General features: G+C 35.1%; 18 protein-coding genes. 8 read left to right on the forward strand and 10 right to left on the reverse strand.

Translation table 11 applies throughout. The features are described 5' to 3' along the window. Positions 1-86 precede the first annotated feature (86 nt). The gene (gene cobB / locus A9G47_RS12430; protein ID WP_065643034.1) at positions 87-770 is read left to right on the forward strand and encodes a Sir2 family NAD+-dependent deacetylase; all 684 of its coding nucleotides are present in this window, start codon (positions 87-89) and stop codon (positions 768-770) included. Positions 771-779: 9 nt separating this feature from the next. Here cobB and mtgA read toward each other — a convergent pair whose 3' ends face one another. Beyond that, a complete protein-coding gene (mtgA, locus tag A9G47_RS12435) occupies positions 780-1,475 on the reverse strand; it encodes a monofunctional biosynthetic peptidoglycan transglycosylase (RefSeq protein ID WP_065579505.1) in 696 nt (231 codons plus the stop codon). Positions 1,476-1,522: 47 nt separating this feature from the next. Continuing rightward, on the reverse strand, positions 1,523-2,017 hold the full coding sequence (gene mobB / locus A9G47_RS12440) for a molybdopterin-guanine dinucleotide biosynthesis protein B (protein WP_065643035.1): 495 nt from the start codon (positions 2,015-2,017) through the stop codon (positions 1,523-1,525). 84 nt (positions 2,018-2,101) lie between these two features. Between mobB and A9G47_RS12445 the strand changes: the two genes are divergently transcribed. After that, positions 2,102-3,130, forward strand: coding sequence for a threonine aldolase family protein (locus A9G47_RS12445; protein WP_065643036.1), 1,029 nt, complete (start codon positions 2,102-2,104; stop codon positions 3,128-3,130). Between the two features lie 135 nt (positions 3,131-3,265). Here the strand turns inward: A9G47_RS12445 and mobA are convergent, their stop codons facing one another. After that, positions 3,266-3,853 carry a molybdenum cofactor guanylyltransferase MobA gene (gene mobA, locus A9G47_RS12450; RefSeq protein ID WP_065643037.1) on the reverse strand — a complete coding sequence of 196 codons (588 nt, stop codon included), beginning with the start codon at positions 3,851-3,853 and terminating at the stop codon, positions 3,266-3,268. 201 nt (positions 3,854-4,054) lie between these two features. On the opposite strand from mobA, the gene A9G47_RS12455 reads away from it, so the two are divergent. Together A9G47_RS12455 and A9G47_RS12460 are read left to right on the forward strand one after the other, a co-directional pair. Next, the gene (locus tag A9G47_RS12455) at positions 4,055-4,324 is read left to right on the forward strand and encodes a YihD family protein (protein ID WP_065643038.1); all 270 of its coding nucleotides are present in this window, start codon (positions 4,055-4,057) and stop codon (positions 4,322-4,324) included. A gap of 8 nt (positions 4,325-4,332) precedes the next feature. Then, positions 4,333-5,058 (forward strand): thioredoxin domain-containing protein, encoded by a 726-nt coding sequence (locus tag A9G47_RS12460; protein ID WP_081303674.1) that lies wholly within the window; start codon positions 4,333-4,335, stop codon positions 5,056-5,058. 143 nt (positions 5,059-5,201) lie between these two features. Here the strand turns inward: A9G47_RS12460 and A9G47_RS12465 are convergent, their stop codons facing one another. Then, positions 5,202-7,175 carry a MacB family efflux pump subunit gene (locus A9G47_RS12465; RefSeq protein ID WP_065568371.1) on the reverse strand — a complete coding sequence of 658 codons (1,974 nt, stop codon included), beginning with the start codon at positions 7,173-7,175 and terminating at the stop codon, positions 5,202-5,204. A 1-nt stretch (position 7,176) separates the two neighbouring features. Continuing rightward, positions 7,177-8,364 (reverse strand): efflux RND transporter periplasmic adaptor subunit, encoded by a 1,188-nt coding sequence (locus tag A9G47_RS12470; protein WP_065579501.1) that lies wholly within the window; start codon positions 8,362-8,364, stop codon positions 7,177-7,179. A 269-nt stretch (positions 8,365-8,633) separates the two neighbouring features. Between A9G47_RS12470 and A9G47_RS12475 the strand changes: the two genes are divergently transcribed. Next, positions 8,634-8,891 carry a YfhL family 4Fe-4S dicluster ferredoxin gene (locus A9G47_RS12475; RefSeq protein WP_065566157.1) on the forward strand — a complete coding sequence of 86 codons (258 nt, stop codon included), beginning with the start codon at positions 8,634-8,636 and terminating at the stop codon, positions 8,889-8,891. Here the strand turns inward: A9G47_RS12475 and ispH are convergent, their stop codons facing one another. From ispH to folE, 5 genes are all read right to left on the reverse strand, one after another. Continuing rightward, positions 8,892-9,839, reverse strand: a complete 948-nt coding sequence (gene ispH / locus A9G47_RS12480) for a 4-hydroxy-3-methylbut-2-enyl diphosphate reductase (RefSeq protein ID WP_065566086.1) — start codon at positions 9,837-9,839, stop codon at positions 8,892-8,894. A gap of 1 nt (position 9,840) precedes the next feature. After that, positions 9,841-10,311, reverse strand: coding sequence for a signal peptidase II (gene lspA, locus A9G47_RS12485; RefSeq protein ID WP_065566087.1), 471 nt, complete (start codon positions 10,309-10,311; stop codon positions 9,841-9,843). Between the two features lie 112 nt (positions 10,312-10,423). Then, positions 10,424-13,231, reverse strand: coding sequence for an isoleucine--tRNA ligase (gene ileS, locus A9G47_RS12490; protein WP_065579500.1), 2,808 nt, complete (start codon positions 13,229-13,231; stop codon positions 10,424-10,426). Positions 13,232-13,268: 37 nt separating this feature from the next. Then, a complete protein-coding gene (gene ribF, locus A9G47_RS12495) occupies positions 13,269-14,207 on the reverse strand; it encodes a bifunctional riboflavin kinase/FAD synthetase (protein ID WP_065566089.1) in 939 nt (312 codons plus the stop codon). A 178-nt stretch (positions 14,208-14,385) separates the two neighbouring features. Then, entirely contained in the window at positions 14,386-15,045 is a 660-nt protein-coding gene (gene folE, locus A9G47_RS12500; protein ID WP_065566090.1) for a GTP cyclohydrolase I FolE, read from the reverse strand. Between the two features lie 188 nt (positions 15,046-15,233). On the opposite strand from folE, the gene polA reads away from it, so the two are divergent. The 3 genes from polA to A9G47_RS12515 all read left to right on the forward strand — a co-directional run bounded on the left by polA (position 15,234) and on the right by A9G47_RS12515 (position 21,389). Beyond that, complete coding sequence (gene polA, locus A9G47_RS12505) at positions 15,234-18,008, forward strand: DNA polymerase I (protein WP_065643039.1); 2,775 nt, start codon at positions 15,234-15,236, stop codon at positions 18,006-18,008. Positions 18,009-18,288: 280 nt separating this feature from the next. Beyond that, positions 18,289-19,713 (forward strand): glutamate--tRNA ligase, encoded by a 1,425-nt coding sequence (gltX, locus tag A9G47_RS12510; protein ID WP_065643040.1) that lies wholly within the window; start codon positions 18,289-18,291, stop codon positions 19,711-19,713. Positions 19,714-19,775: 62 nt separating this feature from the next. Beyond that, entirely contained in the window at positions 19,776-21,389 is a 1,614-nt protein-coding gene (locus A9G47_RS12515; protein ID WP_176700711.1) for an intermembrane phospholipid transport protein YdbH family protein, read from the forward strand. The last annotated feature ends 4 nt before the right edge of the window (positions 21,390-21,393 follow it).

The raw sequence follows: 21,393 nt of genomic DNA on the forward strand, positions 1-21,393 counted from the left end.
CCTAATTATTTTTTAATCACACGATAAGCACTATAGATGTTTAATTTATAGCAAAATAATTAAATAGCGAAGGTATATATACAATTATGAAATCACCTAAAATTGTCATTTTAACTGGCGCTGGTATTTCAGCTGAATCTGGATTATCAACGTTCCGTGCACAAAATGGATTGTGGGAAGGGTATAATGTAGATGATGTTGCAACCTATGAGGGATATCTTCGAGATCCGATTGCTGTTCATCAATTTTATAATATGTTGCGTAATAAATTACAAGATCCTAATGTTAAACCCAATGCTGCACATTTTGCATTGGCAGAACTAGAACAAAAGTTAGGTTTTGATAACGTATTAATTGTGACACAAAATGTAGATAATTTGCATGAACAAGCTGGATCAAAAAATATTATTCACATGCATGGTGAGTTATTAAAAGTTCGTAATGAAAAAACAGGGCAGATTATTGATTGTAATAAAGATATCGATTATGCACAAAATACATTAATCCGCCCACATATTGTTTGGTTTGGAGAGATTCCATTACAAATGGATGCTATCCATGACGCACTGTTACAGGCAGATTATTTTATTTCAATAGGTACATCAGGAAATGTTTATCCAGCAGCGGGGTTTGTTCAGATTGCAAATCAATCTGGTGCTAAAACCATTGAGCTGAATTTAGAGCCTAGCTTTAAACAAAATTTATTCCAAACAAAAATTTATGGGCCTGCAAGTAAAATTGTTCCTGAATTTATTAAGACATTTATCTAACAATAAACGCTATTTTAGCTTTTTTAGATAATTTTTATTACCCAAATTATTCATTTGGTTATAAATCCATTTAGCTCTTTTTTGTACCCGTTCACTTGGTATTGTTGGACTCCAACGCCTTGGATTAGGTAATATTGCTGCAAGTAAACTTGCTTGCTTTGCAGTTAACTGATTAGCACTAACATTAAAATAGTGCTGAGCGGCGGCTTCAATACCAAAAATACCCTCTCCCCATTCAGCACAATTTAAATAGATTTCCAGTATACGTTTTTTGGGCCAAAATAGTTCTATCCACAATGTAAACCAAGACTCAACACCTTTGCGAATCCAGCTACGAGATGGCCATAAAAAGATATTTTTAGCAACTTGCTGAGTGATTGTGCTAGCTCCTTTGAGTTTTTTGCTATTTTGATTATGATCTAAGGCGATGCGAATAGCATTAAAATCAAATCCCCAATGCACAGCAAAATTTTGATCTTCTGAGGCTATTACGGCAATTTTAATATTGTCCGAAATTTCATTCCAATCTTTCCAAACTCGTTGTTGAGGTATATTCCAATGCATGACTTTACGTTCTATCATTAACATAGACCCATATGGAGGATTCCACCAACGCATAGCTAAAGTTGAAAAAACAGATAGTAGCATTAGTCCGATTATTACCTTTTTGGCAATGGCTAGAATTTTTTTTAATAAACGAATCATGCTAATTTTATATAATATAAAGTAAAAGGTAGATAAGATACGATATATTATTGTTTAAATAAATATCTTTTTATAAAATCAACAATTTGAATTGGTTGATTGATATCAAAAATAGGCACAGAAACATCTAATGGTTCGTCACTGGCTATCGCTATTGTAAACTCATCTATATAGAGGGGCTTTTTATTTGCTAGACGATGACAAATGATTTTAGGAATATTTTCGTCTTTAAATCCTTCAATCAATATAATATCAACATCATTAAATTGATTAATGAGCGTGATTAAATCTGCTGGTTTATTCGGTGTTTCTTGAATCATTGCATAACGATTATTACAGGCAATAATTGTTTGCAAAGATCCAGCTTTTCGCAATTCATAACTATCTTTACCAGGAATATCAAACTCAATATTATGGTGCGCATGTTTTAATGAACCAATAGTAAAACCTTGTTCAACGAATAATTCAATGATCTTTTTTAGTAAAGTTGTTTTGCCGTTACCACTATAACCACAAATCCCAATAATTTTCCGGTTGTTCATCGATTCTTTACTCTAATGTGCTATATTGAAGATTAGGTAATATTACACTAATTTATACAATGCCTGTTGGAGAAGGAGCGTTATATGTACGATTTTTTGAATGATTATAATCAAACGGTTCACCCTCATTTACTAAAAAATTTTATTGATATTGCTGATAAAAAATTGAGTGGTTATGGTTTAGATGATATCTGTGATCATGCAATAGAAAGCATAAAAAAACAATTGAAATCACCAAAGGCTGATATTCATTTTATGCCTGGAGGAACCATTACTAATTTAACAGTAATTTCACATATATTAAGACCTTATCAAGCGGTTATTGCAACTGATACAGGGCATATTAATGTGCATGAAACTGGCGCTATTGAGGCGACAGGGCATAAAGTGTTAACAGTGCAAACGGAAGATGGGAAACTGACACCAGAATTGATTAAGCCGGTTTTAACTCATCATTGCGATGAGCATATGGTACAACCTAAACTTGTCTATATCTCAAATACGACAGAACTCGGTACGGTATATACAAAGCAAGAACTCAAAAAACTATATCAATTTTGCCAAAAAAATCACCTTTATCTTTATTTAGATGGTGCAAGATTAGCGATGGCATTAACGGCAAAAGATAATGATATTACTTTTCCTGATTTAGCAAAATATACTGATGTATTTTATATTGGTGGAACTAAAGTGGGGGCTTTTGCTGGTGAAGCGGTGATATTTAATAATCTTTCCATTAATCAAGATTTTCGTTTTAGCATGAAGCAAAAAGGGGCAATTTTAGCCAAAAGCTGGGTTGTGGCTGTACAAATTAAAGCATTAATGCAAAATAATCTTTATTTTGAGTTAGGGAAACACAGTAATGAGATGGCTGATAAATTAAAAACACTATTTGAGAAAGCAGGGGTAACATTTATCGCCAAACCACAAAGTAATCAGCTATTTGTTAATTGCCCAATCCAACTGGCTGAAAAAATTCTTGCTCATTACGCCGTAGATAATCTTGGACAAACTGATGCTAAACACATTGGTTTACGTTTTTGCACCTCATGGTCCACACAAGATGAAGAAATAGAATTATTTGCTGAGCAATTTCAGACATGGTTGGCATAATAAATAGCGATTAGGCGTTGATATGAGCTACTTTAAATAAATAACCTATTTAAATAAAATAACCTGCCCCCATTATTAAGGCTATATTATCTATTGATAAATAGCCTTAATACCGATGATATACTTATCTTATTTCTATCTCAGTAGTTTTTTATTTGCTTGTTTAAGTTCTTCAGGCGTATTGATATTAATAAAACAAAAAGTCTGATCATTAAAATCAACGGATTTTGCATCAATTTGTTCTAAAAATGACATTAATTTACGATTACCTTGTTCCAGATACAATTTAAGTTTTTGGATAACTGCTTTATGAATAAGCAAAATAGTTGGGTGATTATACTGACCATCACACGGATAGATTGCTTCGCTGTTTGAAGTATGTATTGCTAAACGCGCGATTAAATCATCTGGTAAGAAAGGGGTATCACAACTAACAAATAAATTCCAATCTGTTTCACTACGTAATAACCCACTGTAAATGCCAGATAATGGCCCTAAATAGCCAGTTAGATCATCGCTAAATACTGGGTATTGAGCTTTTCGATATTGATTAGTATTACGATTGCAGTTAATCATAATTGAGTCAACTTGAGGTTTGATATGGTTAATGACATGCTGGTAAAGTGGTTTTCCGTTTAACAACAGTAATCCTTTATCATCACCATTCATTCGTAAGCTTTGCCCTCCTGCTAGAATAATTGCAGTAATTGGTACACTTTTCATAAATTATTTCTCTTTTGCATTGCCAAAAAACAAAATAACATTACTATATAACAAAGTTGTTTTAAGTTTTAGCATACATATTTTAAACACAGCAGCTCAATTATTCATGAAATTGAGTATATACCAGCCTGTTTTTAATATGTAAATTAAATTTTATATCATCATCTTCAATTACTTTGAGGATTAAAAAAGGTATTAATTATGAAATGTCATCGTATTGATGAAGTAATGGAATTATTACAACCCGCTTGGGAAAGTGATTCAGATCTTAACCTATTACAATTTTTAGCTAAATTGGGTCAAGAAGCGGGGTTTGAAGGTGAATTAAAGCACTTGAGTGACGAAGTTTTAATTTATCATTTAAAAATGCGAGGCTCAGATAAGAGCGAAGCTATTCCAGGCCTAAAAAAAGATTATGAAGAAGATTTTAAATCTGCGTTGTTAAAAGCACGTGGAATTATAAAAGAATAAGGAGGATTATGAATATGAAAAAAACGCTGATAGCAATTAGTATTGCACTTTTTTCTGTAAACTGTTTTGCAGATGAAGGTAAAACAACAACTAAATCCGAAGTATCAATAACCACAACTGCGCCAGAGCCGATCGAATTAGGCAAACAATATGCTGCATTACCAACAAACCCTTCACCCGACAAAGAAGTTATAGAGTTTTTTTCGTTTAATTGTCCAAGCTGTTTTAGATTTGAAATTCAAAATCAAGGTTCGCACACCATTGGTAAAGCTTTACCAGAGGGGGTCAAATTTAAACGTTATCATTTAGAGGATTTTGGACCACTAGCTAAAGAGCTTGCGCAAGCGTGGGCTGTAGCGAATGTCCTTGGTATTGAAGATAAAGCTTCAGTTGCACTTTATAATGCGATTCAGAAAGATAAAACAATAAAAACCGCTGATGACATTAAAACGGTTTTTGATAAATTGGGTGTTAACGCTGAAATGTATGATAAAACCAAAGATGGCTTTTTAGTTAAAGCCTTTATGGCGCAACAAGCAAGTGCAATTAAAGAGATGAAACCAGAGTCTATCCCGACTGTTATTGTGAATCGTAAGTTTTATATTATATCAAACCAGCTTAATGTAAGTAGTGATGAAGCTTATATTAATGATTATGCAAGGGTTGTTGCATTTGTGTCTGACCTAGATCCTAATGCAAAAGTAGAGCAAAAAACAAATTCCGATAAAAAATAATGTGATGATATATCATTGTTATCATTTTTTACTAAAAGTATAACCTATTATTTTTAATAGATAAGTTAAGCGTTTAGTACTAATATTACCATCCCTTTGCATAGCTATTTTACGCAAAGGGATTTTTTATTATAAGAATATGATTATTCTCTTTCTAAAGCATGAATAGGATCAAGCTTAGCAGCTCGTCTTGCTGGAAAGTAGCCAAAGATAATGCCAATTATACTGGAGCAACTAAATGCGGCAATAATGGCAAGAATGGAAAAACTCATAGCAAATGACGTAACAACAGCATTAAAAACAAACCCAATAGCAAATGAAAGTAAAATACCTATTGTTCCACCAATTAGGCAGACTAATACAGCTTCGATCAAAAATTGTTGTAGTATATCACTTGAACGAGCACCAACCGCCATACGTACACCAATTTCGCGAGTTCTTTCGGTGACCGAGACTAACATGATATTCATCACCCCAATACCGCCAACAATAAGTGAAATTAGCGCAATAGCTGAAACCAATAGAGTCATTACCCAAGTTGAGGAATTAATTGTTTCTCGTATATTGTCTGAGTTAAAAATATAAAAGTCTTTTGTGCCATGCCTTTTTAACATAATTTGATTAATAGCTTGCTCAGCAACCGATAGATCAACATTATCGTTAACGCGTACCGTAATACTTTTTAATGACGTTTGCCCAACCATACGATTAATAACTGTGGTATAAGGTAACCAAATATTTAAACTCTCATTGCTACCAAACCCTTGTTGTTGTTTGGTAGCAATACCAATTATTCTTACTGGTAATTGTCCCACCATTAAAATTTTTCCAATAGGATTTTGATTGGCAAATAATCGTTTAACCGTATTTTCATCGATTACCGCATCTTGTGTGGAAGCAATAATACTTGTTTCATCGAAAGATTTCCCCTGTGTAATATTATAGCCACGAACGGCAAAAAATTGCTCACCAACACCATTTACAGTTCCTATTACAGCAAGGTTGTTAATTCGAAAATAGACACTAGTTGCAAGGTTTGGGGTCGTACTATGAACAAAGCTTTGTTGAGCTAAAAAATCCGCATCAGATGAGCGCAATGTAGTGATTTTATCCGCATTGCGATCACCAAATCCCGATCCGGCATAAATTTCTAAAGTACTCGTTCCTAATGAATTAATATTAGATAAAATTTTTTGTTTGGTACCTTGACCTAACGCAACCACTGACACCACAGAGGCAATACCAATTATAATACCTAACATAGTTAAAATAGTTCGTAACCGTTGTGAGACCATCGATAAAATAGCCATTTTAAACGCATCACGAAAACGATAATATTTTGCCCAGAAATTATCTTGCGTTTTAGTCGCTTCGATCTGCTTAACTTGGCGATTAGCATTACAATTTTGTTCAGATTGGTAATTTGGATTAATTGAATCAGAAACAATATTCCCATCACTAATTTCAACAATTCGCTGGGCACTTTTAGCAATATTTGAATCATGAGTAACAATAATAACGGTGTGACCTTGTTGGTGCAATTCTTGTAATATTGCCATCACTTCTAAGCCACTTTTACGATCGAGGGCTCCTGTTGGTTCATCAGCTAAAATAATTTGCCCACCATTAATTAGAGCTCGACCAATACTGACTCGTTGTTGCTGTCCTCCTGATAACTGGCTCGGTTTATTATCTATTTTATCGGCAAGCCCTAAACGGGTTAAAATTTCATTCGCTCTTTTTTGTCGTTGCTCGCTAGTAATACCCGCATAAATAGCAGGAATTTCTACATTTCCTCGTGCGGTTAGTGCATTTAATAAATGATAACGTTGAAAGATAAAGCCAAAATGCTCACGACGTAATTCAGCTAGCTCATCAAGGGATAACTTCCTTGTTGCGCGTCCACTAATAGAGTAAGTCCCTGAGGTTGGTTTATCTAGGCAGCCTAAAATATTCATCAAAGTGGACTTTCCAGATCCTGAAGCCCCAATAATAGCGACCATTTCACCAGCATTAATTGTCAGATTGATGCCTTTAAGAACTTGTATGGTTGAATCTCCTGCTGGAAACTCACGAACAATATTCTCAAGCTTGATAAGCGGTATATTATTCTCCATGTTAGAATCGAATCCTTGGTGATCTTGCATTATTGCCTATTGAAGCGCCATTAGCACTACTGACCACAACAATATCACCTTCTTTAATACCTGATTTTATTTCAACATTGATATTGTTATCGGCACCCACAATAACCTCACGCTCTTCAATTTCTTTATATTTATTTAACAGATAAATAATCGCTTTATTTTTGTCTAATTTTTTTTGGATGGCTTGAGAAGGAATAGTTAACACATCTTTTGCTTCGGACAAAACGATATAAACTTGCGCTGTCATTGAAATTCTTAAAATATGATCGGGATTATCCACATCAAATAACCCATTGTAATAAATTGCACTTTTTGTGGATGATGAGCTTGACGAGATTGCCTCTGTATTAATCGAGTCTGGCGCAGGCTCGATTGCGCGCAGAGTTAAACCATCAAAACGCCTATTAGGTTGACCTAAAATAGTAAAATAAACTGGCATTCCTTTTTTAACATTAACCACATCAGCTTCAGAAATTTGTGCCTCAATGGTCATTTTATCAAGCTGAGCTACTTTAACTATGGTTGGTGCACTTTGCACGGAGTTGACTGTTTGCCCTTCATCGACTGGAATTGCGACAATTATACCATCAATAGGTGAGCGAATTTTAGTATATCCTAAGTTCACTTTCGCTGTATCTACGGCAACTTGTGCCTTAACAATATCGGCATCAAGTGCTGCAATATCGGCTTTAATTACATCAAGCTCGGCTTTTGCTGCATCCAAATCAGATTGAACACCAACGCCTTTATTAACCAACTTGCGATGGCGATCATAGGTTAATTGATAGTTAATTAATTTTGCTTTTTTAGCTTCACGTTGTGCTTCTAAACTATTGAGTGATGCTTCTGATTGTTTTAAATCATTACTTTGTTTAAGATCGTCAATCTCGGCAATCATATCGCCTTGTTTAACTTCATCACCCAATTCAACATAAAGCTTTTTAATTTGACCCGAAACTTGAGCACCAACACTGACTTGTTTAAATGCACTAATTGTCCCATCTGCTAGGACTGTTTTTTCAATATTGCCTTTTGTTGCCGGTGACGTAATATAATTAACTGTCGTTTGCGAAGAGAAAAAAATTATTTTTGTAATATAAATAATTGCAAAAGTAATGACGGCTATGAATAAATACTTTTTTTTAAAAAACTTTAACAATCTTTTTCATCCTTATGTTTTGTTATTATTTTTTCGACATTGTATCGCAATAAATAAAAATGAAATTGATAACTATTCTTAATAAATTGTAATAATTATGAAAATTATCTAATATAAGTTATTCATTTTATACTACAACGCATATTTTTCTGAAACTTTTTTACAATAATTGAACGACCCAATCAGCCATAATGTGATCTTTATTCTGATTTATTCGCGATTGCGCTATAATGGCGCAAATTTATAGAGTTGATGAAGATAACAAAGCAATGGCACTAAAAATAACATCAAAATGTATCAATTGTGATATGTGTGAGCCTGAGTGCCCAAACGAGGCTATCTCAATGGGCTTTGACACATATGAAATCGATCCGAATAAATGTACGGAATGTGTGGGTTATTATGATCATTCTACTTGCCAGCGCGTTTGCCCTATTCAAAATGCAATTATAGCAGATCCTCAACACGTTGAAACACAAGAGCAATTACTTTTGAAATTTGAGCGACTTAAAGCTATTACTAAATAATTAGCTAGATTTGACATCGATGCGTAATTCTTTAGGAATTTCAAAAGTGATATTTTCTAAAATACCATCTGTTTCAATGAGTGATGTACAACCAAGACTTTTCAAGTGATCAATGACTTGTTGCACTAAGATATCGGGAGCAGAAGCACCAGCGGTTACCCCTATGGTATGCGCGTTTACTAACCATTCTTTTTGGATGTCTGAAGCAAAATCAATTAAATAAGCCTGTTTACTATTGCGTCTAGCAAGCTCTGCTAGACGATTTGAATTAGATGAATTTTTAGAACCGACGACCAAAACAATATCTGCGCGCGAGGATAGCTGTTTTACCGCTTGTTGGCGATTGGTTGTGGCATAGCAAATATCATTTTTACGTGGACTACGAATATCAGGAAAACGTTTTTTTAAAGCGACAATGATCTCGGCAGTATCATCAACCGATAAAGTTGTTTGAGTGGTAAAGCAAAGGTTATTTTCGTTTTTTACTTGTAGTTTTTGTACATCATCTATCGATTCGACTAAATAGATACCACCTTCAGGATTATTATACTGCCCCATTGTCCCATCAACCTCAATGTGACCAGCATGACCGATTAAAATGACTTCTTCGCCACGATAACTAGATCGAGCAACTTCCATATGTACCTTAGTCACGAGTGGGCAAGTCGCATCAAAAACGCGCAACTTACGTTGTTTGGCTTCTTCTCGAACGGCTTTAGATACACCATGCGCTGAAAATATAAGAATCGTGTTGTCAGGAACTTCATTAATATCTTCAATAAAAATCGCACCTAATTCTTTTAGGCGATTGACAACGTAGCGATTATGTACAACCTCGTGGCGGACATAAACGGGTGCACCAAATAACTCTAGTGCACGTTCAACAATGGTGATAGCACGATCAACACCTGCACAAAATCCACGAGGGTTGGCTAAAATAATTTGCATGTTATGCTGTCTTCTTCGGTTTTTTGTAATTACAGAAAATAAATAAGCCAATACCCGCACAAATTGCACAGTCAGCAATATTAAAGGTTGGATAATGCCAATTACCAAAGTTAACATCTAAAAAGTCAACCACAAAACCATGGTAAATACGATCAAATAAATTACCAAATGCGCCTCCCAGAATCAGTGATAATGAAAGGTTCTCTAATTTTTGTTTACGACTATTGCGGTATAACATATGCATAATCACGGCACTGATTATCAAAGCAAAAACAGCAAGCATTGTACGTTGACCTTCAAAAATGCTAAAGGCAGCCCCAATGTTGCGGACATAAGTGATCGAGAAGAAGGGTAGAAGGTTCACTGATTCAAATAACGAGAAGTTATTTATAATCCAAAATTTACTTGTTATATCAATGATAAAAACAATGATTGCAAATAATAACCAGTAAAGTCCGTTATCTTTTTTCATATAATTTATGCTCATTATTATATTTCCGCCGACAATCGTCGGCGGAAAGGGTACTAAGTTGCTATAGGGATCGCTATAGCTGATTTTGTGCGTTAAATGGCTTTATTATTGCTTATGCAAAATACCTTATCTCGCCATTGCCATGGATGTTTTCCTCACAACGCTTACATAAATGGGTTGTTGGTTCATTATCTGTTGTGTAGTGCCAACAACGAGGGCATTTATCGCCTTGTGCTTTGGTCAACTCAATTTTCAGCCCTTGAATATCACTTTGTACAGCGTTTTCTGGTGCTGTTTGTAATGGTTTAACGTTAGCTTGTGATGTAAGTAAAACAAAACGCAATTCATTTTCTAATTTAGCTAATGTTGTAGCAATCTCTTCATCAGCATAAAGAGTAACGGCCGCTTCAAGTGCACCACCGATTACTTTATCATTACGACCTTGTTCAAGTACTTTATTCACTTCGCTACGAATTGTTAAAATTTTCGACCAGTATTCACTATTCAAGGTTTCATTATCCGATAATGCAAATAATGCGCTATACCATTCATCTTCAAAAACGAATTCTTGTTTTTCTGCTGCTGGTAAGTATTGCCAGATTTCATCTGCAGTAAATGATAAGATCGGAGCAATCCAGCGAACCATAGCTTGAGCAATATGATATAAAGCGGTTTGACAACTGTGGCGTGCAATACTATCACTTTTGGCTGTGTACTGACGATCTTTAATGATATCTAAATAAAATGATCCCATTTCGATTGAACAAAATTGCATAATGCGTTGTACAACTTTATGGAAATCATAATTTTCATATGCCTGAATAATGTGTTCTTGTGCTTCTTTCGCCATGCTCACCGCCCAACGATCAAGTACAACCATATCATCTGGCTTAACCATATCGGTCACTGGATCAAATCCATTTAAATTCGCTAGCAAAAAGCGAGCAGTATTACGAATACGACGATAGCTATCCGCCGCTCGCTTGATAATTTCATCTGAATAACTCATTTCACCCGAATAATCGGTAGATGCAATCCATAAACGTAAAATATCGGCACCAAGCTTATTCATCACTTCTTGGGGGGTAACGATATTACCGAGAGATTTAGACATCTTACGACCTTGTCCATCAACCACAAAACCATGAGTAAGTACTTGCTTATAAGGTGCTTTGTTATCAATTGCAGTAGATAACATTAACGAAGACATAAACCAACCACGATGTTGATCTGAACCTTCTAAATATATATCGGCATCATGACCTTCGAATTCTGGACGAGCGCGAACCACCGATGAAAAAGTAGATCCTGAATCAAACCAAACATCTAACGTATCAGGAACTTTGCGATAATCATCAGCATCTGGACCGAGAAGATCTTTAATGTCCGCATCCCACCAAGCTTGAATGCCATCTTTTTCAACTAACTTAGCTATTTTTTCAATTAAAGCTAATGTGTCTGGGTGAAGTTCCTCAGTCTCTTTGTGTACAAACAATGTCATAGGTACACCCCACGTACGCTGACGAGAAATACACCAGTCTGGGCGATTAGCAACCATAGTTTCAATGCGCGCTTGTCCCCAATCCGGGATCCAACGCACTTGTTTAATTTCTTCTAATGATTGCAAGCGCAAATCTTGCTTTTCCATGCTAATAAACCATTGCGGTGTCGCACGAAAAATAACAGGTGTTTTATGGCGCCAACAACATGGATAGCTATGTTCAATATTTTCAAAGTGTAATAATGCATTATGTTCTTTTAAGATCTCAACAATGACTTTATTCGCTTTAAATACAAATAACCCGTCTAAACCTGCACCTGTTCCTGATAAGTAGCAACCATTACCACCAACAGGATTGGCGACTTCAAGTCCATATTTTTGACCTACCATAAAGTCTTCTACCCCATGACCAGGGGCGGTGTGTACTGCACCAGTACCAGCATCAATAGTAACGTGATCACCAAGTACAACTGGCTCATCAAAATCAAGGAATGGATGTTTAAAACGCAATAACTCAAGCGCATCACCGTGACAGCTACCTAACACTTTCCATTCACTGATATTGGCTCGTTTCATCACAGATTCAACTAAATCAGCTGCTAAAATTAAGCATTCTTTATCATTGACTTGAACAAGCTGATATTCAAAATCAGTGTTTAAAGCAATTCCTCGACTTGCTGGTAAAGTCCAAGGTGTGGTAGTCCAAATTACAGCATAAATCGTTAAGTCGGTATTGATACCAAATTTATTTGCTATAGCTTGATTATCGACCGCTTTAAATTTTACATCAATTGCTGGCGATGATTTATCATAATATTCCACCTCAGCTTCTGCCAAAGATGACATACAATCCGTACACCAATAGACGGGTTTAGCACCTTTGACTAAATGGCCATTTTTTATAACGTTACCTAAAGTGCGGATAATATTTGCTTCCGTATTATAATCCATTGTACGGTAAGGATTTTGCCAATCACCCAATACACCCATACGGATAAAATCCGCCTTTTGTAGTTCAACTTGTGAAGCCGCATAATCACGGCAAATTTGGCGAAATTCAGCAGACGAAACTTTAACCCCAGGTTTACCAACTTGCTCCTCAACTTTTTGCTCAATCGGTAAACCATGACAATCCCATCCAGGGATATAAGGTGAATTATAGCCACTCAATCCTTTTGATTTGATAATAATGTCTTTAAGGATTTTATTAACGGCATGACCAATATGTAATTTCCCATTGGCATAAGGAGGACCATCATGCAAAATAAAGCTTTTTTTACCTTTTTTCGCAGAGCGAATTTTGCGATAAAGTTCTTTATCGTACCAATTTTGTAACATTGCTGGTTCGCGCTTAGCAAGATCGCCTCGCATAGGAAACCCTGTTTCAGGTAGATTCAATGTATTTTTATAGTCTGTCATGCTGATTTATTCCAGTTAAATTTGTTGATACTACTTTTTAATTGGTTAATTGTGCACTGATATTTTTCGCAGTGCAAACATCTTGTGTAATTTGTTGTTTTAATTCTGCTAATGAATCAAATTTTTTCTCATCGCGTAATTTTTCGATGAATGTTATGTCTAAATATTGTCCATAAATATCATCCGAAAAGTCAAATATATTCACTTCTAAAATCGCCTTTTTTCCATTAATGGTTGGTCTTAAACCAATATTGGCAACGCCATCATAAAGTTGATTATTACAAATATTTCTAACTTTAACAAAATAGACGCCTTGTAGTGCAGGCTTTTTTCGGTGTAAGTGAATATTTGCGGTTGGAAAACCTAATTGTCTTGCCAAAGCATTACCATGTATTACGCGACCTTGAATGGTATAATCTCGACCTAAAAGACAATGAGCCAATTTAAAGTCGTTATTTAAAAGTGCTTGGCGCACAGCTGTGCTACTAATACGAAAATTATTCCAAACAAATGTTGGCATACTTTCGACGATAAAATCGTTGTTATGTGCATATTGCTGTAAAAGGTTTATATCTCCTTTACGGTCAAATCCAAATCGAAAATCATCACCAATGGCGATATATTTAACTTGCAGCTTATTAATCAACCAATCTTGAATAAAATGATTCGCTGACATGTGAGCAAATTTTTTTGTAAATGGAATTGCGAGAATATAGTCAACACCAAATTTTTCAATAAAAATGACTTTTTCCTGAAATGAAGTCAACCGTGAGGGCGCATTATTTTGTGTAAAAAACTCTAGTGGTTGTGGCTCAAACAACATCACAACTGTAGGCAAGTTTCGCTTTTTACCTTGTTTAATAATATGGTTAATTAACTGTTGGTGCCCTAAATGAACACCATCAAAATTTCCCAAGGTTAAAACACATTGAGAGAATTGATTTTTTAAATTAGTTATACCACGGATAATCTTCATGAAAACAATGTTATTTATATTAAGTAACCAAGAATTATACCAATCTTTCTTGAAGATGCACGAAATATAAAGCTAGGTATTGCGGTTTTCTCTCAAGCTTTTTGCACTAGTTTTGGCAACAGCTTGATTGTTGACCAATGTCCAAAACTTAATTAACCAAATATAACCATTAGTAAGATCAGTAATGATTAAGTGCCCGTAAAAACTCTTGTCTTGTGCTTGGATTAGTTTTAAATCCACCACCAAGCGCAGTAGTTGTTGTGATGCTACTAGAGTCTTTAATTCCTCTTGCTTTTACACAGTAGTGAGTGGCATCAATTGAAACAGCAACATTGACCGTACCAAGCAAAGTTTGTAGAGCTACTAAAATTTGTTGGGTTAACCGTTCTTGTACTTGGGGACGCTGTGAAAAAAACTCAACAATGCGATTGATTTTAGACAGACCAATTACTTTATCTTTTGGAATATAAGAAACCGTTGCTTTACCGTCTATTGTTACAAAATGGTGCTCACATACACTAGTTAATGTAATGTCACGAACGGTAATCATCTCATCCACTTGCATTTTATTGTCGATTAACGTAATTTTCGGAAAATTTTCATAATAAAGGCCAGAAAAAATCTCATCAACATACATTTTTGACACACGATGAGGGGTCTGAGCAAGGCTGTCATCCGTCAAATCAAGTTCCATTAATTTCATAATTTCACGAAAATGAGCCTCGATTTTTGCTTTACGCTCATTATTATTCATAGCTAGATGGCATGATGGAGTTTCAAGATTTTTGGCTGCTAGTGCATCTTTGACTTTTTGCGCGGCAAGACTTAATACTGTCATTTATCAAATACTCAGGTGAAATTGAATACGATATTATATAACACTTGTGGTGCAATATATAGTTTTTTGCTGAAACGTCTAACTAACCTGAAACATCTTTACATTATATTATCTATGATGATAAGAATATTATGACTAATTAGGTTATACTGTCAGTTATTATATAGCATAACGTTTAGGTAACTATAATGCCAAATAACACACCAATTATTTTAATTGATGGATCTTCTTATCTTTACCGTGCTTTTTTTGCATGCCCTCCTTTAACTAATGCCAAAGGTGAACCAACAGGCGCTATTTTTGGCGTCATTAATATGATTCGTAGCTTGTTAAATCAATACGATCCGACACATATTGCTGTTGTATTTGATGCTAAAGGCGGATCGTTTCGTAACGAAATTTATAGTGAATATAAAGCTACTCGTGAAGCGATGCCTGAAAATCTTCGCCCACAAATTGAGCCTATTCATACCATTTTAAAAGCGATGGGACTACCACTGCTTTGTGTTGAAGGTGTTGAAGCAGATGATGTAATTGGTACATTGGCTAGGCAAGCAGAAAAGGCAAATCTTGAAGTCTTGATTAGTACTGGCGATAAAGATATGGCGCAGTTAGTAAGCGATAAAATTACACTTATTAATACCATGAATAATACCATTCTTGATTCAAAAGGTGTCATGGAAAAATTTGGTGTTCCGCCAGAAAAGATGATTGATTATTTAGCGTTAAGAGGTGATTCTTCCGATAATATTCCTGGTGTGCCTGGAGTAGGTGAAAAAACAGCACAAAGTTTATTATCCCAATTTGATGGTGTAAAAGATATTTATAATCGATTAGATGATGTTGAAAAATTGGCTATTCGAGGAGCTAAATCCTTAAAACAAAAATTGATTGATAATCAGAATGATGCTGAACTTTCTTATCTATTAGCAACAATCAAAACGGATGTTAAATTAGATTTTACCAATGAACAATTATTGATCGGAAATATTGACGTTAATGCGTTAATTGAGTTATTTAGTTATTATGGTTTTCATCGTTGGCAAAAAGAATTAATTGCAGGTACCTTCCTAAAGCAACAAAAAAATATGGTTGTCGAGATTGAAGATGATTTATTTTCTCAAGAACAACCTACAGCAACTTTGCAAAAAAATGAAACCGATTACCAGTGTATATTAACCAATGAACAACTCGATGAATGGATAACCAAATTAAGCAACAGCAAGCAATTTGCTTTTGATACCGAAACGGATAATGTTGATCATGTGCACGCTAAATTAGTTGGTATCTCATTGAGTGTTGAACCTTACCAAGCGGCTTATATTCCACTTGCTCACCAATATTTAGGTGTTCCAAAACAGCTTCCTCTCAATGATGTTCTGGCTAAATTGAAACCAATACTTGAAAATCCAGAAATAAAAAAAATCGCTCAAAATGCAAAATTTGATTACAGCGTATTGGCGAACTATGGCATAACCGTTCAAGGTATCGCATTTGACACTATGCTTGAATCTTATGTACTAAACAGTACTGAACGTTATGATATGGATAGTTTGGCCAATCGCTATTTGAACCACAAGACGATTACTTATGATGAATTAACTAAATTTGATAAAATTCAAGTTACTATTGATGCTATTGAGGTAGAAAAAACCACACAATATGCTGCGGAAGATGCCGATATTACATTGCAATTGCATCATAAGTTATGGCCAACTCTTGAAAAAAACCAAAAATTAAAAAAACTATTCACTGATATTGAAATGCCACTTGCTATTGTAATAGCTGAAATGGAAAGAACAGGCGTTCTAGTGGATGCTAAATTATTAAATAAGCATTCAGCTGAGTTGAATAACAAATTGAACGAAATTCAAGAAACGTTACAATTGTTAGCAGGTGAAAAATTTAACCCAGCATCACCTAAGCAAATTCAAGTTCTTTTATTTGATAAGCATCAATTACCAGTACTCAAAAAAACGCCCAAAGGCGATCCTTCAACTAGTGAAGAGGTTTTGAGCGAGCTAGCTAATCAATATGAGCTACCACGCATGATTTTACTTTATCGTAGCTTAGCTAAGTTGAAAAATACCTATACTGATAAATTACCATTAATGCTTAGCCCAGTTGATCATCGGATACACACTAATTATAACCAAATTGGTACGATAACAGGACGATTGTCTTCAAATGAGCCTAATTTACAGAATATTCCTGTTCGCAATGAAGAAGGTCGTCGAATTCGACAGGCATTTATTGCACCAACAGGTTATAAGATTATTTCTGCCGACTACTCACAAATCGAATTGCGTATCATGGCACACTTATCGCAAGATAAAAGTTTACTTGATGCTTTTTCTCACAACAAAGATATTCATCGTGTCACAGCTAGCGAAATTTTGGGAAAATCTGAATCTGAAGTAACTTCTGAAGAGCGAAGACGAGCAAAAGCCGTTAACTTTGGACTAATTTATGGTATGAGTGCATATGGCTTATCAAAACAAATTAATATTGCTCGAAAAGAAGCCCAATTTTATATCGATCGCTATTTTGAACGCTATCCAGGTGTTCAAACGTATATGGACGAAATCCGCCAACAAGCGACAGAACAAGGTTATATTGAAACGCTATCTGGTCGACGATTATATCTACCTAAAATTAAATCAGGAAGTGGCATTGAACGCCGAGGAGCTGAACGAGCCGCCATTAATGCGCCAATGCAGGGCACAGCAGCTGATATTATCAAAACAGCGATGATTAAGGTAAGCGACTGGATTAAAAGCCAGCCTATAGGTAATATTAGGATGGTAATGCAAGTACACGATGAGCTCGTATTTGAAGCAAAAGAGGAGTTGGTTGAGCAATATAGTGACCAAATAAAATCCATTATGGAAAATTGTTACCAACTATCCGTACCATTAAAGGTAGACGTGGGAATAGGCAATAACTGGGATGAGGCACACTAATTAATGCCAAATCAGCGCCAAATAAGTTAGCCTTAAATAAAATAGTTAATCACTTTTTTATGTTAAAGCGCATATTTTACGGAAAATTTTTTATAAATTATGGCGTAACTTTTTGGCACTAATGGCACTATTGCTCAAACTTTTCGGCGTGTTAGAATAAGCAACTAAATTGAATTGATATCAACATGTTATTCTGCTTGTTAATATTGGCAGAATAAAAAGGCATTTGTCGCCATTTGGCTATTTAAGTTTGCTTTTTTGTTATTATTAGGATTATTTCATGAAAATAAAAACCCGTTTTGCACCTAGCCCAACAGGCTATTTACATGTAGGTGGTGCACGTACAGCGCTTTATTCTTGGCTCTATACTCGCCATGCCAAAGGTGCATTTGTATTACGTATTGAAGATACTGATCTTGAACGTTCAACGCCAGAAGCGATTGAAGCAATAATGGATGGTATGAATTGGTTAAAATTATCATGGGATGAAGGTCCTTATTATCAAACTAAACGTTTTGATCGTTACAATCAGGTTATCGATGAAATGTTAGCCAACGGCACAGCTTATCGTTGCTATTGTTCTAAAGAACGGCTTGAAAAATTGCGCGAAGAACAAATGGCAAAAGGTGAAAAAGCGCGTTACGATGGACATTGCCGTTGTGATTCAGTACAAAAAGAACACAGCCATAATGAACCTCATGTTGTGCGTTTTGCTAACCCTATTGATGGCACTGTCATCTTTAATGATTTAATTCGAGGGCCGATTGAGATTGCCAATAGAGAACTTGATGATCTTATTATTCGTCGCACTGATGGTTCACCAACCTACAATTTTTGTGTAGTAGTTGATGATTGGGATATGGAAATTACTCACGTTATTCGTGGAGAAGATCATATTAATAACACACCTCGTCAGATTAATATTCTAAAAGCGTTAGGTGCACCTATTCCTGAATATGGACATGTATCGATGATCTTAGGCGATGATGGACAAAAATTATCTAAGCGTCATGGTGCGGTAAGTGTAATGCAATATCGTGATGATGGCTATTTGCCTGAAGCTCTACTTAACTATTTAGTGCGCCTTGGTTGGTCTCATGGCGATCAAGAGATTTTCTCAGTACCTGAAATGATTAACTATTTTTCATTAGGTGCGGTGAGCAAATCAGCCAGCGCCTTTAACACTGAAAAATTACTTTGGTTAAACCATCATTATATTAATCATCTGGACGCTGATTATGTCGCTCAACATTTAATATGGCATATGAATCAACAAGGATATGATTTATCAAAAGGCCCTGACCTTATTACGATTATTAAACTATTTGGTGAACGTTGTAAAACCCTTAAAGAAATGGCTGAGTCGTGTGCCTATTGTTATCAGGATTTTGATGATTTCGATGCAGATGCAGCTAAAAAGCATCTACGTCCTGTCGCTAAAGAGCCATTGGAAGCCATTAAAGCAAAAATTACAGAAATTGCTGATTTTGATTGGCAAATTGATAAAATTCACCATGCTATTGAAGCAACAGCAACAGAGCTCAATGTTGGTATGGGAAAAGTCGGCATGCCACTACGCGTTGCCATAACAGGCATAGGGCAATCACCATCGGTTGATGCGACGGTTTTTGCGGTAGGAAAAAAGCGAACGCTTGCAAGAATAGATAAGGCACTTGCATATATTACACTGCGTGAGCAATCTTAAAATTAACCTATAGTAATTGCAGGATGTTGCCTGCAATTATTTTTGCCAAACCGAGAACTTCTATGGTTCGCTTAAAAAAACGTTATTGGTTTTTATTGATTATTTTGCTTACCAATTTGATATTAGGTTTTTGTGGTTGGCATTATTGGATATCATTTAAAGAAAAATATCATCTATCGATAGATTGGCATGGCATAAATATGAGTTTTGAAGGCTTATCTTTTGATGAGTTTACTATATCTCAGCCGTCTCAATTATCCGTAACAGCGAAAAATTTACTTGTCTCATGGTCACAGTTATCGGCAAAAAACATTGATATTTACTGGCAACCAAATGATGCAAAAGCGCTTGTCAAAGCCACGCAAAAAGTTGTTGATACAACAATTCAAGATGTGCATCAAGCTAATTTTGACCTCTCCACTATTTCAACCATGCTTGATTGGTTGCCGAAAAAAATCCATATCGATTCGTTAACATATTATGCACAAAATAACCAACAATTTGACGTAAAAATTGATGCAACTAAACAGTTAGAATCTATACAATTAGCTGTGTCGAGTAATAATCAATATTCGGCAAAACTGTCTACCACTTTACTATTTAATGAAGTGGATTCACGTATTGATATTCAAAATGGTATTTTGGCCAGTAATTTAAGCCAATTTGGTATAGAAAATAGCCAATTAACTTTGCCATTCACGGGGTGGATTTCCAGTAATCAATTTATGTTAGTCAATTCTGGTCATGCCTCACTGATGTTAGAAAAAGCTAATTTATCTGATGATCTGATACTTGGTCGTTTAGAAAGCGTTTTTACGTTTAAAGTTGAATCGGCTATTCCTATTGAAAGTAAAAAATTAGCTACTACAACTGATTTCATTGTTAATAAATTCGATGGCATTTACAAAAATAGCGAAATAAAATCAGCAACAGGCAACATCAAAATTGTTATTAAAGATAATCAATTTACTGCATCAGTACCTATTTTAAATATACAAGAAGTCAATTTAGGCATAGCCTTTGAGCAAGTAAAATTAGCGGGTATTTATAACGCACCACTCAAGACAATAGCTCAAGGGCAGCTAAACTTGAAAAAAGCTCAAGCATCAATTTTTTCTGGTTCTGTGTCTATTAAACCAAGTAAATTGAATTTAGCTAAATTACCCCAACAATTAAGTTTAAGGCTAAAGCAAATACAGTTAAAAGAGATTCTTGCTAAATACCCAGCTGAAGGACTTGCTGGGGTAGGTACAATTGATGGTTATTTGCCCGTTATTTTACTAAAAGCGAAAAAAAAAGATGGCTCTGCGTTTGAAATTGCGATTAAAAATGGTCAGTTAACCACAATCAATGAAGGCTATTTACAGTTTGAAAATTCTGCTTTGAAAAATTATGCACAAAATAACCCTAATATGAAAATACTCACTGATATTATTAAAAATTTTCATTATACTAAGTTACAAGGTACTGTTAATTATGCCAACGAAATAGCCAAGCTTGGATTAAATATCCAAGGAAGCAATTTAGATGTCGAAAATGGCAAAGCGGTTAATTTAAATATCAATCTTGAAGAAAACATGGCTAAATTGCTGATGAGTTTACAGTTGTCTGATCAAATTAGCGAACCAGTTCGTAAACGAATTCAAGCACATTTAAAAAAAGAATCTTCAAAATAAGGGG

The organism is Gilliamella sp. WF3-4, from assembly GCF_001690275.1.
Taxonomy (GTDB): Bacteria; Pseudomonadota; Gammaproteobacteria; order Enterobacterales; family Orbaceae; genus Gilliamella; species Gilliamella apicola_C.